14 protein-coding genes are annotated in these 15,589 nt (G+C 62.2%); 4 read left to right on the forward strand and 10 right to left on the reverse strand.

Annotated elements, in window-relative coordinates:
* Positions 1-52: 52 nt before the first annotated feature.
* The gene (locus QMG79_RS03835; protein WP_283537224.1) at positions 53-1,480 is read right to left on the reverse strand and encodes a glycosyltransferase family 2 protein; all 1,428 of its coding nucleotides are present in this window, start codon (positions 1,478-1,480) and stop codon (positions 53-55) included.
* 202 nt (positions 1,481-1,682) lie between these two features.
* Between QMG79_RS03835 and QMG79_RS03840 the strand changes: the two genes are divergently transcribed.
* Positions 1,683-2,090 (forward strand): RidA family protein, encoded by a 408-nt coding sequence (locus QMG79_RS03840; RefSeq protein WP_283537363.1) that lies wholly within the window; start codon positions 1,683-1,685, stop codon positions 2,088-2,090.
* Positions 2,091-2,241: 151 nt separating this feature from the next.
* Here QMG79_RS03840 and QMG79_RS03845 read toward each other — a convergent pair whose 3' ends face one another.
* The 6 genes from QMG79_RS03845 to QMG79_RS03870 form a co-directional block, all read right to left on the reverse strand.
* Positions 2,242-2,472, reverse strand: a complete 231-nt coding sequence (locus QMG79_RS03845) for a hypothetical protein (protein ID WP_283537225.1) — start codon at positions 2,470-2,472, stop codon at positions 2,242-2,244.
* Between the two features lie 53 nt (positions 2,473-2,525).
* Positions 2,526-3,233, reverse strand: coding sequence for a deoxyribose-phosphate aldolase (deoC, locus tag QMG79_RS03850; protein WP_283537226.1), 708 nt, complete (start codon positions 3,231-3,233; stop codon positions 2,526-2,528).
* A gap of 101 nt (positions 3,234-3,334) precedes the next feature.
* Positions 3,335-4,174 carry an FAD-dependent oxidoreductase gene (locus tag QMG79_RS03855; RefSeq protein WP_283537227.1) on the reverse strand — a complete coding sequence of 280 codons (840 nt, stop codon included), beginning with the start codon at positions 4,172-4,174 and terminating at the stop codon, positions 3,335-3,337.
* A gap of 193 nt (positions 4,175-4,367) precedes the next feature.
* A complete protein-coding gene (locus QMG79_RS03860) occupies positions 4,368-5,504 on the reverse strand; it encodes a uroporphyrinogen-III synthase (RefSeq protein ID WP_283537364.1) in 1,137 nt (378 codons plus the stop codon).
* Positions 5,505-5,808: 304 nt separating this feature from the next.
* Positions 5,809-7,545 (reverse strand): phospho-sugar mutase, encoded by a 1,737-nt coding sequence (locus tag QMG79_RS03865; protein ID WP_283537228.1) that lies wholly within the window; start codon positions 7,543-7,545, stop codon positions 5,809-5,811.
* Between the two features lie 48 nt (positions 7,546-7,593).
* Entirely contained in the window at positions 7,594-8,412 is an 819-nt protein-coding gene (locus QMG79_RS03870; protein WP_283537229.1) for a purine-nucleoside phosphorylase, read from the reverse strand.
* Positions 8,413-8,525: 113 nt separating this feature from the next.
* On the opposite strand from QMG79_RS03870, the gene QMG79_RS03875 reads away from it, so the two are divergent.
* The 3 genes from QMG79_RS03875 (at position 8,526) to QMG79_RS03885 (ending at position 12,502) form a co-directional block, all read left to right on the forward strand.
* Positions 8,526-9,941: an NAD(P)H-quinone dehydrogenase gene (locus tag QMG79_RS03875; protein ID WP_283537230.1), complete on the forward strand. Its 1,416-nt coding sequence runs from the start codon at positions 8,526-8,528 to the stop codon at positions 9,939-9,941.
* A gap of 201 nt (positions 9,942-10,142) precedes the next feature.
* Complete coding sequence (gene heR, locus QMG79_RS03880; RefSeq protein WP_283537231.1) at positions 10,143-10,943, forward strand: heliorhodopsin HeR; 801 nt, start codon at positions 10,143-10,145, stop codon at positions 10,941-10,943.
* Positions 10,944-11,089: 146 nt separating this feature from the next.
* The gene (locus tag QMG79_RS03885; protein ID WP_283537232.1) at positions 11,090-12,502 is read left to right on the forward strand and encodes an MFS transporter; all 1,413 of its coding nucleotides are present in this window, start codon (positions 11,090-11,092) and stop codon (positions 12,500-12,502) included.
* A 39-nt stretch (positions 12,503-12,541) separates the two neighbouring features.
* On the opposite strand, the gene QMG79_RS03890 is transcribed toward QMG79_RS03885, so the two are convergent.
* The 3 genes from QMG79_RS03890 to QMG79_RS03900 are packed head-to-tail and all read right to left on the reverse strand — an operon-like array spanning position 12,542 to position 15,557.
* Positions 12,542-13,303 carry a glutamine amidotransferase gene (locus tag QMG79_RS03890; RefSeq protein WP_283537233.1) on the reverse strand — a complete coding sequence of 254 codons (762 nt, stop codon included), beginning with the start codon at positions 13,301-13,303 and terminating at the stop codon, positions 12,542-12,544.
* Between the two features lie 4 nt (positions 13,304-13,307).
* Positions 13,308-13,730 carry a YybH family protein gene (locus QMG79_RS03895; RefSeq protein WP_283537234.1) on the reverse strand — a complete coding sequence of 141 codons (423 nt, stop codon included), beginning with the start codon at positions 13,728-13,730 and terminating at the stop codon, positions 13,308-13,310.
* An 18-nt stretch (positions 13,731-13,748) separates the two neighbouring features.
* Positions 13,749-15,557, reverse strand: coding sequence for an acetyl/propionyl/methylcrotonyl-CoA carboxylase subunit alpha (locus QMG79_RS03900; RefSeq protein WP_283537235.1), 1,809 nt, complete (start codon positions 15,555-15,557; stop codon positions 13,749-13,751).
* Between the last annotated feature and the right edge of the window lie 32 nt (positions 15,558-15,589).

The following is a 15,589-nucleotide window of genomic DNA, read 5'->3' on the forward strand; positions in this document are numbered from 1 at the left end:
GGTTGCCGGAGCGGGCAACAAACGTGTCAACAAACGTGTGGGAGGAGGCGATTCAGACGTGGAAGCCGCGGTGGCTGCGAAGCGTCTTGCGCAGCATGAAGGTGGTCTGCACCATGGTGGTGATGTACAGGATGGGCCAGCCGATTGAGAGGATGGCTGATTGGAGGGGCACTGGGCACTGGAGCCAGGCGAACGTCATTCCGGCGACTATCACGAGAAAGATGATCGCCGGCATCAGGTAGGCACTGCCCGCTCCGCGTTCTGCCCGTGCCTGAGCGGCCCAGTTGTCGGTCTGGGTACTCGTGAAGAATTTGGTCCAGGCCCGCAGGAAATGGCTCATGCGCAGCCAGAGGTAGATCTCTGCGGGGAAAGCCAACAGTGCAAACGCGATGTCACGGCCGGATTTTCCCTGGATGGATGTCGCGATCCGCAGGTTCAGGAGAATTGCTACAGCCGGGGGAATCAGCCACACGGGGTAGAACACATAGGCGCTGATACTCAGGGATGCCACCAGCAGCATGATGAAGGAGAAACGGGTCAGGATGTTGATGACCATGGAAAGATTCTCGCTCCAGCGGAGCCGCAGGTTGGGGTGAAACGGCTGACCGGGAGTGTTGCTGCGCTGGCCTGGCCACATCAGGTCGATCGCGCCGTAATTCCATTTGACCTGCTGGCCGTCGAGGGAGCGCATGGTGTCCATGCCGCCTACAGAGGCCCGTGCGCGCGCAGAGATCTTGGTGGCGTAGCCAAGATTCTTGATCTGCAGGGAAAGCAGGGAATCCTCGACTTCCGAGTCCTTGACCCAGGGAGTGGCCTGGCGGTTGTCTACCATGACATTTTTCAGTGCCTCCATTGACAGCAGGGAGCACTGTCCGCCCAGGACTGCCATGTTGCGGCCACGGAGGAGGTTGTCCATGTTGAAGGCAGCAAACTGGGCGCGCTGGCCCGCCGTCAGGAATTTTGCCGTCATCCCCCGTCCGGTGGGTTCGGCTACTGTATACAGGGCCGAAATACCACCTACGCGGGGATCAGCGAGAATTTCTTCCTCGAGGTTCCTGACGGCGTTGCGGTCCAGCACCGTGTCTCCATCGACGCCGAGGAAGTAGGCGTGATCGTCACAAACCTGGGTGAAACCGTAGTTCAGGGCACCCACCTTCTTGTCTGCATTGACACCAATGTCATGCACAAAGACCTCAGTCGAGTATGTGGTGTCCTGGTACGTCAGTTCGTGTGGGCCGGCGAATTCGCGCGCAATGTAAAACGTTTCGTCATCGGAGTTGTTGATGACAACGTGGATGACGTCCGGCAACCGAGTCTGCTGCAACAGCGCTGTCAGTACTTCTGCAATGCTGTCTTCTTCGTTGTAGGCCGGGATGACGCAGGCAATGGTGGCCCTGGCATCCTCGTGCCCGGCGTGTCTGCGGGGCGTAACAGAGAGGTAGGCGTCCCTGCCGTCAACGTGTTGCATCAGATCGTTCATCGGGTTCTCCTTGCCGGGCGTTCCTTGGGGTGCTGAGTTCACTCTCCCCGGCTCCGCTCAAGGTCACCGCAGGATGCCTGGTAATGGAGGCTCAATGTTTGATCAATACGAGGGGTCTTCCTCAAGGATGCCTGCCTGGGCCTATGGTGGAGAGTCCACCGAGCAGGCAGAAGCGCCTGCGCTCGCCGGAAAGAAGGATTCCATGGCCCGTGCGGTACGCCTGATCGGAGCTGAGACCCTCAGCTCCGTTGCCCAGTATTCTTACGCAGCAAGTGTTGAGCCGGGCGCGCGGTTGATCTTCCTGGCCGGTGCCTGTCCGTTGGATGCCCAGGGACGCACAGTGGGAGTCGACGACGTCGCACAGCAGGCGTCCTGCGCTGTCGTAAACATGGTGGCTGCGCTCGAAGCGGCAGGTGCCGAACTGGCGGATGTGGTGTTTACCCGGGTGCTCGTGGCCTCAGCGCGGCAGGAGGACCTCGTGGCAGCGTGGAATGTGGTCCGCGATGCATTCGACGGGCATCCTGTTCCCAGCACGCTACTCGGGGTCACAGTGCTCGGCTACCCTGACCAGCTGGTGGAAATTGAAGCCGTCGCAGCGGTGCTCGAATGACAGTCGATCCGTTCGCAACCAACACCCAGGGTTGACTGCCACTGGCTCCGCTGCCGCTGTGCGGTGGTCAGCACCAGGACGCATCCGGGACAGCAGGCGGGCCCCGGACAGTGTCCGGGGCCCGCCAAAAAATAATTTTGCTACGTGGCTGCTAGTGCTCGCCGGCCGAATCTGATCGACCAAGGAACGTCTGGGGAATCCAGAACGCCAGTGTAAACAGGCCAAGGCAGATGGCCATGGGCCAAGGATTGTCCAGCGAGAGGAAGGAGAGGGAATAGATGCAGCCAAGGAACAGTGCCATCATGATCGCAAACAGGACGATCGTGGAGCCCAGCTTGTTCTCATTGCCCGGCGTGACGCGGGAATCATTGGTGGTGGACATTTTTTCCTCCTCGGCCCCCGTGGGGCTCAAAATCAACTGCAGTCCGGTGCCGCTCAGTAGCTGGATGAACCCTGTTCACCCGTGACAATTGCGATTCCGGAGCTGGCTCCAATACGTGTTGCACCTGCAGCAATCATAGCCTGAGCATCGGCCAGGGACCGTACGCCACCTGAGGCTTTCACGCCCATGCCAGGTCCCACTGTTTTCCGCATCAGGGCCACGTCCTGCACTGTGGCGCCACCGCCGTTGAAGCCCGTCGACGTCTTGACAAAATCAGCTTTGGCCTCAACAGCAGCCTCGCACGCCAGGACTTTCTGCTCATCGCTAAGAAGTGCTGTCTCGATGATGACCTTAAGGATTGACCCGCTGGCATGGACGGCCGCGGCTACCGCCTGGATGTCTTCCACCAGGGCACCCTTGTTTGAAGCCAGTGCGGATGCGATGTTGATGACCATGTCAACCTCATCGGCGCCGTCGAGTACCGCACCGCGAGCCTCGAAGACCTTGACGTCAGTGGGAGTGGCGCCCAGTGGGAAGCCCACCACCGAGCATGCAAGGACGCCCGTACCGCGCAGTGCCCTGGAGACGGTCTTGATCCAGACCGGATTGACGCAGACGGATTTGAAGGAGTATTCGGCTGCTTCGGCACAGACCTTCAGGACCTGGGCTTCCGTGGCACTGGGCGCCAGGAGGGTGTGATCGATCAGCGACGCAATGGACGACGCCGAAACGTCCGATGTGGGGGTGGCCTCGGGGCTCATGATGGTCCTTTCCGGTGGGCCTTGTGGGCCGCGGTTGCCACCCGAGGGGGTGGCTCTTCAGGTGACCATCTTGCCACAGGCCGCAACGCCTGGGGCGAGTGCTAGGCAGCAAACGCCAGACCCCTGGTGGGCACCTCTCCCATCAGCGCTGCAGCGCAGGCTCCCGCTGCCGAGTCGGCGGCTACCAGCAGTCCCAGCCGGACGCCGTCGTATGCTGCTGCGTCACCGATGGCCCAGATTCCCGGTACTCCCGTGCGGTAGTCACTGGAGATGACGATGCCGCCATCGGGGGCTGTGCTGAGCCCTGCGCTGTCCGCAAGGCTGTCCCAGGAGAGACGGTCCTCGGCAAGAACGACAAAATCCCCGTTCATGCTGCTGCCATCTTCGAAAATGATGCTCGTACCCGCATCTGCTGCTACCACCGAGGACGGGCGGCTCGTGGTGCGGATGGGACGGACTCCCCTGGCACGCAGCACAGCTTCCGCCTGACCTGCGGCGCTGCCGGTGCCCACCAGGATCCCCAGCGGGCGGCGGCCAAGCTCCGTCGTGGCGGAACGGACAGCCTCACCGAGGGCAACGGCATCGTCAATGGTGGAGTAGCTCAGGCAGTTCTGGGCACCTTCAACCGGAGCGTGGACGGCACGGGAGCCGGTGGCAATGACCAGGTGGTCGTAGTCGAACGCCATGCCATCGGCGGTGACAACTTGCCTCGTCGCAGAGTCGATGTAGCTTGCGGGCTGCCCAAACCGGATGGACACCTGCGGCAGCATGGCAAGCTCCAGGAGTTCGGCTGGAGCGTCATCCCGGTTACTCAGCACCGTGATACTTCCGGCGAAGCGCGCTGCATCAAGCTGATGGACCAGGGCTCGGGCGGCGGGTCCAGCGCCGGCAATGACAATGCGGGGAGCCGGAACGGAGGAAGGGCGGGCTGAGGCGGACATGTGTAGTCCTTTCGCTGTGGCGGCCGGATTACGGCCGGTCATTGATCTACAGATCCAGCGTAGGGTGCACAGTTTTCCATCGTGTTTCTTGCTGCGCCGGCTTGGACATGGCAGCGTTCGCCAGTGTTTACCCATCGGTAACACGGGGTGTGACGGCCATCTCTTGACGTCGGCGCGTCTCTGTCATCGCAGGTCAAACCCTGATCCGGTACCCCCGCTTGACCACCGTCTCAATGAGCTGACCGTCGGGCAATGCGGACCGCAGGCGGCTGACCGTCATGTCCAAAGCATGCACCGAACCGCGTAGTTCCAGCAGCTCGGAAAGTGCGTTACGGGACAGGACGGCACCTCCGGCCCCCAGCAGGCCGCGCATCAGCAACAGCGGCGCTGGGGCAAGGTCGACCACGTCGCCGTTGATGCGCAGGCTCCTGCCCCGTAGCTCGATCCGGCCAGAGTCGGTATCCAGGCGCCGGACGTGCTTGAGGGCGAGGTGTTCTGCGACCAGGCGGACGAGGGCTCCCATGCGGAAACGCTCAGGGACCAAGGGTTTGATACCAGCGTCCAGCAGCGGGGCTGCGGTGATCGGTCCCACCGCTGCGGTCGTCACCGAAGCCCTCAGGCTAGCGACCAGGTCCTGGTACCGGCCCATCTCATGGGCGGTGCTCCACAGGGCGTCCACTGCAGGCGCACTGGTGAAGGTCAGGACGTCCAGGTTGCCGTGGCAGGCGGCGTCAATGAGGGTGGACAGCCGGTTCCTGCCGTCGGGTTTGACCCACCGGTGCGGGGTTACCGTCAGGACCGTGGCCCCGGACGTACGGAGCCGTTCCAGCTGGCGTAGATCCGTGTATCCGTGCAGCTGGACGGCGATGACCCGGTTCCGGACGCCCTCGGCCAACAGCATGTCCACAAGTGTTGCTGTGGTCTCGTCACTGCTGATGACGACGTCGCCCAGTCCTAGGGCTCCGACAGCTCCCCGCGCTGAGGTCCCCAGGGCAAACATCCTTGCGGCACCCAGCGCCACCTGAAGCTCCTCGCCGATTCCCGCGGCGTCAGCAGCCTCACACCACCTACGCAGTCCGTAGGCCGTGGTGGCAACACAAATATCGGGCTTGGCAGCAATGATGGCGCGGGTGTCGGCCGCCAGGACAGCATCCTCCCCGGCAGGAAGATTCGTCAGGGCTGGGGCATGCAGGACTTCCGCCCCACGGCGTTCCAGAGCCTCAATGAGGTCCCGCGAGCGCCGGTGCGAGGTCACGCCGATCCGGAATCCCGCCAATGGCGCGTCGGCGAGGTCCAGGGCGCTCAGCCCTGCCGGAGTTTCTGTTGGCATGGTGATGGTGCCCACGCGACTCACGTTCCCGGTGGCGAGGCAGCCGGGATGGAGATGGCACTCGTGACGCCGGAAATGACTCGTCGTGGAACCCGGGCAGCCAAGCGGGTAGGACTCTCTGGGGCAATGGGAAGTCCTGTCACGGGGGCCTTTCGCAGGTGGCGCAGAAAGGAACCCCGCGCCTTGTTCTCCCACACTAGGGACGCGCGGTTTCGCGTTAGTTTCCCGATTGTTTCGTAGGTTTAACTTCTACGTCACGGAGGCATTTCCCGGTCAATGCCATGTTCGTCCGTCAGGTCCGGTACTAGAGCCCGAGGGCCTCGCTGACATCCGAGAGGACGACGTCCAGGGCAGTCCGTGCAGCCTGCCGGGCTTCCGGAAGCTCAGCTGCCGAGTCCACCTCGCGGATGACCTCGAGATAGCACTTGAGCTTGGGCTCGGTCCCGCTCGGACGGATAATCACCCGGGTATTGTCGCGAGTGATGAACAGCAAACCATCGGTGGGTGGCAACGTGTCAGTTCCCTCGGCCAGGTCGATATAGCTCTCCACTGCCGAGCCGCCGAAAGATTCCGGTGGGCTCACTCGCAGCCGGTTCATCATCGCACCAAGCAGTCCGAGGTTGGCCACCCGGATACTGAGCTGATCACTGGCATGCAGGCCGTGGACCAGGTAGAGGGAGTCCAGGGTGTCGAAGATGGTCCGGCCTGAAGCCTTGGCCGCGGCAGCAAGTTCGGCAATAAGGACGGCAGCGGAGATGCCGTCCTTGTCCCGGACAAGGGTCGGTGCCACGCAATAGCCCAGGGCTTCCTCGTAGCCGTACAGCAAGCCGGGAACGCGGGCGATCCACTTGAAGCCGGTCAGGGTTTCCTCGTGCCTGATGCCAGCCGACTCCGCGATCCGGGCCAGGAGGCGGGAGGAAACAATCGAGTTGGCAAAAACACCAGCGGTGGTGTCAACCTCGCCTGCCATCCGTTCAATGACGTGGGCGCCAAGAAGGGCTCCCACCTCATCGCCGCGGAGCATGCGCCATTCACCGGTGTCCGGGTCTTTGGCCGCAACCGCTGCACGGTCGGCGTCCGGGTCGTTCGCCAGGACGATGTCGGCGTCCAGTCGGTCAGCAGTTGCAAGAGCCAGGTCAAGGGCTCCTGGTTCCTCTGGGTTCGGGAAACTCACCGTGGGAAAGTCAGGGTCCGGTTCAGCCTGCTCAGATACGAGCGTGACATCCGTGAAGCCCGCGGCGTCCAGAACTGCAACAGCTGTCTGGCCGCCCACGCCATGCATGGGTGTCAGGACAATGGTGAGCTCGCGTGCCGGGAAATTCTCTCGGTCGGCAAGGTCTGCCACAGCGGCCCGGTAGTCGGCAGCGACGGAGGGCGCCAGGACGTGCCAGCCTTCTGTTGCCAGGGTGATCGAGTCAAGTGTGCCCACGGCATCGATATCCGCGGCGATGGCAGCATCGAAGGGTGCCACGATCTGTGCTCCCCTGCCGTTTTCCGGAACAGCATGGCGACCCAGATAGACCTTGTAGCCGTTGTCCTGCGGGGGATTATGGCTGGCTGTCACCATGACGCCACCGTCGCAGTCGAGTGCGCGGACGGCATAGGCGAGGAGGGGAGTGGGAAGCGCGGACGGCAGAAGGAAGGTCTCAATGCCTGCCGCGGCGAAGATGGCTGCGGTTTCCTGCGCGAAAATATCTGAGTTGTACCGGGCGTCGTACCCTACAACGGCACGCGCGCGGGTGCCGGCAGAGGCCTGCTCTACAGTGCGGTTCAGGAATGCAGCCAGGCCTGCCGCGGCCCTGCGGACCACCACACGGTTCATTCGGTTGGGGCCGGGTCCCAACGCCGCTCGCAGGCCGGCAGTACCGAATTCAAGCGTGCCTGCGAAACTGTCTGTAAGTTCCTGGAGTGCGGAGCGGTCTGCGTCCTCTGCGCGCTTGAGGAGGTTCAGGAGCTGCTCTGCGGTGGCCGGATCAGGATCCTGGGCAGCCCATTGCCGAGCTGCTGTGATCAGGGCGCTATCCGCATCGTGTGAGGTCATGGGCTAACGCTATCGCTATCCGGCCACCACTGTGGCACCTGGTATCGGCTACAGGCGGGCGATGATTTCAGAGAGCAGCTTGGAAATCCTCGGCCCGGCAGCCTGCCCGGATTCAATGACTTCCTGGTGGCTCAGAGGAGTAGGACTGATTCCTGCTGCCAGGTTGGTGACCAAGGAGATGCCAAAAACTTCCATTCCCGCGTGCCGGGCTGCGATGGCCTCCAGTGCCGTGGACATACCTACCAGATCGGCGCCGATGCGCTTGGCGTACTGCACCTCCGCAGGTGTTTCGTAGTGCGGGCCGGTGAACTGAGCGTAGACGCCCTCGTCGAGGCTGGGGTCCACTTCCCTGGCAAGACCGCGCAGGCGTGACGAATACAGGTCTGTCAGGTCAACAAAGGTGGCGCCTTCCAGGGGAGAGGTGGCCGTGAGATTGATGTGGTCGCTGATCAGCACGGGAGTTCCGGGAGTCCATGCTTCGTTGAGCCCGCCGCAGCCGTTGGTGACCACCAGCGTTTTGCAGCCTGCGGCAGCAGCAGTGCGGACTCCATGCACCACTGCGCGGACGCCTTTGCCCTCGTAGTAGTGCGTCCGGGCGCCAAGGACCAGGGCTCGCTTGCCATCAGCTGTCAGGACCGAGCGGATGGTGCCTACATGCCCTTCAACGGCGGGAGCGTGGAAACCAGGGACCTCCGTAGCGTTCAGTGTCGCAGTGGTTTCGCCGATCATCTCTGCTGCGGCGCCCCAGCCCGATCCCAGGATCAATGCAACGTCGTGGGCTTCCACCCCCGTTTCCTGGGCAATGTAGTCGGCGGCGGCGCGCGCGGCGTCGAAAGGATCAGTGTTCAGAAGTTCTGTTGTGCTCACTGGACCAAGTTACAGTGCGATTGCCCACATCGCAGCGGTTTCAGCAGGGTTTCGGGTCCGTTCGGTGACCTGAGTCTTGGTGCTGCAGGGGCAATGGGAGAGAATGGTTGACTGTGACTACGCATCCTGATTTCAGCTCACCCCGCATCGTGATCCTGGGCGGAGGCCCCGGTGGATATGAGGCCGCCCTTGTCGCATCCTCCCTTGGCGCCCAGGTCACCATCGTTGAGCGTGCAGGCCTCGGTGGCTCCGCAGTACTGACCGACGTCGTGCCGTCCAAAACGTTGATTGCCACGGCCGACCTGATGACTCGGGTAGCTGAAGCCGGAGAGCTGGGCGTTAAGTTCGATGTTGACGGCGGTGACGTCACCCCCATCATGCGCGCCGATCTCAAGCACATCAATGACCGTCTCCTCACGCTGGCGCGCAGCCAGTCCACTGACATCCACGATGCGCTTGCCCTCTCGGGTGTGCGTATTGTCGAGGGTTCAGGGCGCCTGGTTGACGGCCACACAGTGGAAGTCCTGACTGCGGACGGCACGGAGGCCCTGGAAGCAGACGAGATCCTCCTGGCCGTGGGCGCCCATCCGCGCGAGCTGCCCACCGCGCGGCCTGACGGCGAACGCATCCTGAACTGGGCGCAGATCTACAACCTCGAAGAGCTCCCCACGGACCTGATCGTTGTGGGCTCAGGCGTGACAGGGGCCGAATTCGCCTCGGCCTACAACGGCCTCGGATCCAAGGTCACGCTCATCTCAAGCCGGGATCGGGTCCTCCCCGGCTCTGACGCTGATGCCGCGGAAGTCCTGGAAGAGGTTTTTGAGCGACGGGGTGTCCGTGTTCTGTCCAGAGCACGGGCGGAGACAGTTGAGCGGAGTGACGACGGCGTCGTTGTCACCCTTGGCGACGGCTCCAAAGTAACGGGCAGCCACTGCCTGGTGTGTGTCGGATCGATCCCCAACACGGCTGGGATCGGACTTGAGGAAGTGGGCGTCCAGCTCAGCGAGAGCGGCCATATCAAGGTCGACGGCGTCTCCCGGACCACTGCCCCCAACATCTACGCGGCTGGCGACTGCACGGGTATTCTGGCACTCGCCTCTGTCGCTGCAATGCAGGGCCGGATCGCTATTGCGCACATCCTCGGAGATGGCGTCACCCCGCTGAAGCTCCATCAGGTGGCCTCCAATATCTTCACATCGCCCGAGATTGCCACTGTGGGTGTCACCGAAGAGGAGATCACCTCCGGCAAATACCAGGGCGACACCATCAAGCTATCCCTGCGCAGCAACGCACGTGCCAAAATGCGCAACCACCGCGACGGATTCGTCAAGATCTTCTCGCGCAAGGGCTCGGGCACCGTGATCGGCGCCGTCGTCGTGGGTCCCAATGCCTCGGAACTGATCTTCCCGTTGGCTATTGCGGTCAAGCAGAAACTGCATGTCGACGACGTTGCCAGCACCTTCACTGTGTACCCATCCCTGACGGGGTCCATCTCGGAAGCTGCCCGTCGCCTGCACGTGCACATGTAGCACTGCCAGATGGCGGCGCAGGCCCGGTCGTTGCGGGGGAGTTCGGGAAAGCGAGGCGTCTCCCACAATTTCCCCCGCGTGCCTCACTTCTTTCCTTCCGGGGGTGGCTCTTCCCTCAGGAGCGTGGCGGGACTTTTGGCAGCACCGTAGCAGCAGAATTCCTGCTATTGTCTGGCACACCTCTTCCGAAGGAGCCCCACAATGGCACGCAGAGTGCGTACCCCTGAACATACGATTTCCCGTCTGCGCACGTACAACATTGTGGCCGGATCCCTGCACCTGGTGCAGGCCATTGGCTTCGCGTACGTGCTGACGTTGCTGACAGACCAGGTCACGTTTGCCGTCACGGCAGACTATCTTGGCGGTGCCCCGGGAATGCCTGTGCCGCCCGAACGCGTAACCCTTTTTGATGTCAACGTGGGGTTGGGAGTTGTTGCATTCCTGGCGTTGTCCGCGCTCTTTCACTTCCTGATCTCTTCGCCGTGGTTTTTCCCCCGATACGCGGCTGGTCTCAGAGCGAACCACAACTATTTTCGCTGGGTCGAGTACTCCTTGAGCTCATCGATCATGATCTGGCTGATAGCGCAGATCACCGGTATCACCGATGTCGCCGCCCTGTTCGCAATCTTCGCACTCAATGCCACAATGATCCTGTTTGGCGCCTTGCAGGAAAAATATGAGACACCAGGAAACGGCAAGTTCCTGCCCTTCATTTTCGGTTCCATGGCCGGTGTGGTGCCGTGGATCGTCATTGCCATCTATGTCATAGCACCAGGCTCCACAAGCAATGTTGAAACGCCGGGATTTGTGTATGGCATCATCGTTTCGCTCTTCCTGTTTTTCAACACCTTTGCCGTCAACCAACTGCTGCAGTACAAGCAAGTGGGTGGCTGGCGCGATTACCTGTGGGGCGAGCGCGCATACATCACGTTGAGCCTGGTGGCCAAGACAGCGCTGGCCTGGCAGGTATTTTCCGGCGCGATCATCCCTGCTTTCACCTGAGTGAGAGCGGCGACGCACCCAGGGATTGTCCGAATAGTGGACAGAACGTCCATTGGATGGACTGTGGGAACTAATATCGAACTCTAACTACTCGCAGGCCTGCGGAGGATCCCGCCGTCGGCCAGTCCTTCAGGAAGTCACTACCTATGTCCTCCATCGCAAAAACAGCAGAGCCTGGGTCTCCGAAGGCGGTGAACTCGCGCAGTCGCGTCATTGTGGCCAGCCTGATCGGCACCACCGTGGAATTCTACGACTTCTACGTCTACGCCACGGCGGCCGTCCTGGTCTTCCCTCGGTTGTTCTTTCCGGGCCAGAGTGAGACCACCCAGCTGCTGAGCTCCTTTGCCGTCTTTGGCGTCGCTTTTGTTGCGCGCCCGCTTGGCTCGATCATCTTTGGTCACTTTGGCGATAAATTTGGCCGGAAGGGCACGCTGGTTGCCTCGCTGCTGACCATGGGCATAGCCACTTTCCTCATTGGCTGCCTGCCCACGGCACTGGTCCCAGGCTGGGAGCTGCTGGCACCGACGCTGTTGGTTGTCTTCCGGTTCGCCCAGGGCCTCGCGCTTGGCGGGGAATGGAGCGGAGCTGCGCTGCTGGCCACGGAAAACGCCCCAGCCAACAAGCGCGCAATCTACGGTACTTTCCCGCAGCTGGGTGCACCCATTGGCTTCATCATCGCTAACGTCATTTTCCTGGTCTTCAGCTACACCCTCACGCCGGCTGCCTTTGAAGCCTGGGGGTGGCGGGTTCCGTTCCTGCTCAGCGCAGTCATGGTCATCATCGGACTGTACGTCCGGCTCAAGCTGATCGAGACACCTGCGTTCACCAAGGTCCTTGAGTCCAAGGAAGTGGCAAAGCTGCCCATTGGGCGGGTCTTCAAGACAAGCTGGCGACAGCTGATCCTGGGTACTTTCATCATGCTGGCCACGTACGTGCTGTTCTACCTGATGACCACTTTCACGTTGACCTACGGAACACGGGCCTCCTCCGTTGAGGCTGCCCAGGCGGCAGCAGAGAAGGCCGGAAAGCCCATGACAGAGAGCGCTATCGCCGCTTTTGTTCCGGGGTTGGGCTACACGCGGAACGATTTCCTGTGGATGCTTATTGCGGGCGTCGTCTTCTTCGGTATTTTCACGCTCGTTTCGGGCCCCCTGGCCGAGAAGTTCGGCCGGCGCAAGATGCTGCTGACCGTCACCGCAGCGATCTTTGTCTTTGGCCTGCTGTTCGTGCCACTGTTCAGCGGAGGTTTCATTGGCACCATGGCGCTTCTGATCATCGGCTTCTCGTTGATGGGGCTGACCTTTGGCCCCATGGGTGCCCTATTGCCGGAATTGTTCCCTACCAACGTTAGGTATACGGGATCTGCCGTCAGTTACAACGTCTCCAGCATCCTGGGCGCAGCAGTGGCACCGTTCATCGCCGTTGCCCTGTGGGAGGCGGCAGACGGCAGCCCGGTCCTGGTGGGCGTGTACCTGGCGTCCATGGCCGTCGTGACCCTGATTGCCCTTTTTGTCAGCAAGGAGACAAGGGACCTGGAATACACGAACAACGTGGCCTGACCTGGCTCCGCGCACTCACCCATGGGGTGAGTGCGCGGATCAGGTAGGCCACGCAGTGCGGGCATAGCGCATGGCGAAGTTCCGCAGAATCGCCATGGGTTCGGTGACGCTGGCCAGCCGCACCCGCTCCGTCACCTCGGCGGCGCTTCCGGCCGGAAAATAGCCCGCGTGCTGGTAGATCTCAATCCGGGTTTCCAGGCCCGCCACGTCCAGCTCTGGGTGAAACTGCGTGGCGTACATGTTGGCGCCAATCCGAAACATCTGCACCGGACAGCTGGGTGAGCCGGCGAGCAGTACCGCGTGTGACGGCAAGTGCGAACAAGCTTCCTTGTGCCCTGTGAAGGCCAGGAATTCTGGCGAAAGGCCTGCCAGGACGGGATCTTCCAGGCCGGCAGGCGTCAGCGAAATAGCGACTGCGCCGAGTTCCTCGCCGAAGGTCCTGTCGATGATGGCACCCTGGTGCGTACCGAGGGTGCCCACGCCGTAGCAGGCTCCAAAAAAGGGAAAGTCCAGCGGTACCAGCCGGTCCAGCAGGGACGCGAGCTCACGTTCCACCCGCACCTGCACCGCAGGTTTCGCGGCCTGCGGATCCGTGGAGGTGAAGGGACTGCCACCAACGATAATCCCGGACAGCTCCCTGAGGTCCAGCGATTCTAGGTCCACCGTCCGCGATGGCTCTGCTTCCAGGCGGAGATGGATCAGGTGCTCAGGTTCCAGTCCGCAGAACGCGAGGTAGGCCTGATACTCCTCGTCCGCAGCGAGGTCCTCGGGGCGGGAGCCGATCAGCAGGAAAGGCAACACGAAACTAGTTCGCGTGCCTGGCGGGAGCGTGGGCGGTGGCGTCTGAGTGCCTGTGCACCAGCTTCCAGAAGCCTTCCTCGCGACGGAAGATACTGGTGGCCCGCAGCGTGAAATCCTCAGCGACGGTGCCGTCGCCAGCTTTGGCCCGAAAGTGCTCCAGTTCAACGAGGTACGCAGTGTCCCGTGCAGCGTAGGAGCTGATGGTGTCGAACCCCAGCAGTGTTCCCTCGCTGTAGTGGCGCGCGGCAAGGTCAAGCCTGGCCTCCACCTGGGCCCAGCCGTGGGCAATGCCGCCCAGCGGGTTGGCGAGGGAAACGTCCGCCAACCGCGAGTAGAGTTCTTTGATCAACGCCGGGTCTCCCTGCATGATCCCGGGCACTGCCTGGTGGTAGCGGTCAATTTCTTCGTCAAAACTCGGCGCAATCATGGAATCCCCAGTGCGTGTTCAGTCGTTGATGGTGGCGATGACGGAGCCAGCGGAAACAGTTTCCCCGGCAACTGCCGAGAGCCCTGCGATGGTGCCTGCCCGGTGTGCGGTCAGGGGCTGTTCCATCTTCATGGCCTCAAGCACCACAATCAGGTCTCCTTCGGCGACCGTGTCGCCGTCGGCAACGGCGACCTTGACGATGGTGCCCTGCATAGGTGAGGTGAGGTCATTGCCTGTGGTGGCAGCGGCAGTTGCGTTGCGTCCGCGCTTTTTCGCCTTTCCGGAGCCCTTGCCGGAGGAAGCGGCCGCGGCCATTGATCCGAGGCTGGCAGGCAATACAACCTCAAGACGCTTGCCACCGACCTCGACGACGACGCGCTGGCGCTCCCCGGCGTCGTCCGCTTCGGCGCCACCGGGGGCAGTCCACTCCGGAAGGTTGTTGACAAACTCTGTTTCGATCCAGCGGGTGTGGACCGAGAACGGACCGTCGGTGGGGGCGAAGGCGGGGTCGCTGACCACGGCGAGGTCAAAGGGGATGACGGTCGGAATGCCTTCGACCACCATTTCTTCGAGGGCGCGGCGGGCGCGCTGGAGGGCCTGGGTGCGGCTTGAACCCGTCACGATCAGCTTGGACAGCATGGAATCGAAGTTGCCGCTGATGACATCGCCCTCCTCAACTCCGGAGTCAACGCGAACGCCGGGGCCGGTGGGATTCTTCAGGGTTGTGATGGTTCCCGGCGCTGGCATGAAACCGCGGCCCGGGTCCTCGCCTGTGATGCGGAATTCGAAAGAGTGGCCGCGAACCTGCGGGTCGTCGTAGCCAAGTTCTTCTCCACGGGCCAATCGAAACTGCTCGCGGACGAGGTCAATTCCTGTGACCTCCTCCGAGACGCAGTGCTCCACCTGGAGGCGGGTATTGACCTCCAGGAAAGAAATGGTCCCGTCCTGGCCCACCAAAAACTCGCAGGTGCCTGCGCCGAGGTAGTTGGCCTCTTTGAGGATTGCCTTGGAGGATTCGTACAGCCGACGCGTCTGGTCCGCGCTCAGGAAAGGTGCCGGAGCCTCTTCGACCAGCTTTTGATTGCGGCGTTGGAGGGAGCAGTCACGGGTGGAAATGACCACCACATTGCCGTGGGCATCTGCGAGGCACTGGGTTTCCACGTGCCGGGGTGCATCAAGGAAACGCTCAATGAAGCATTCGCCGCGGCCAAAGGCTGCAACAGCCTCACGGACGGCGGACTCAAAAAGTTCTGGGATTTCCTCGCGGGCGCGGGCCACTTTAATGCCACGGCCGCCGCCGCCAAAAGCGGCTTTGATGGCCACCGGCAGGCCAAATTCATCCACAAAATCAAGGATTTCCTGGGCATTCGCCACGGGGTCGGCAGTGCCTGGAACCAGGGGAGCGCCAACTTTTTCGGCGATGTGCCGGGCCTGGACCTTGTCGCCGAGGGCGGAGATAGCGGCGGGGGATGGCCCAATCCAGGTGATGCCAGCATCGATGACCTGTGCGGCAAATTCGGCATTCTCGGCAAGGAAGCCATAGCCGGGGTGGATGGCGTCTGCGCCGGAGGCTTTGGCTGCGGCGATGATCTTGTCCATCATCAGGTAGGACTCAGCCGCAGTATTGCCACCCAACGCATAGGCCTCATCGGCGAGCCGGACGTGCAGGGCATCGCGGTCAGGGTCGGCGTAGACAGCGACTGAACCGATGCCCTCGTCCCTGGCGGCGCGGATGATGCGTACTGCGATCTCCCCACGGTTGGCGATCAGGACTTTGCTGATGCTGGCGTGCAGGGGCAGGGCGGATTGCTCCGAAATGGCTGACAAGGCGTCTCCTTCTTTCCTTCAGGGAGCCTAGC

This window comes from Pseudarthrobacter sp. PS3-L1 (assembly GCF_030063285.1).
Classification (GTDB): domain Bacteria; phylum Actinomycetota; class Actinomycetes; order Actinomycetales; family Micrococcaceae; genus Arthrobacter.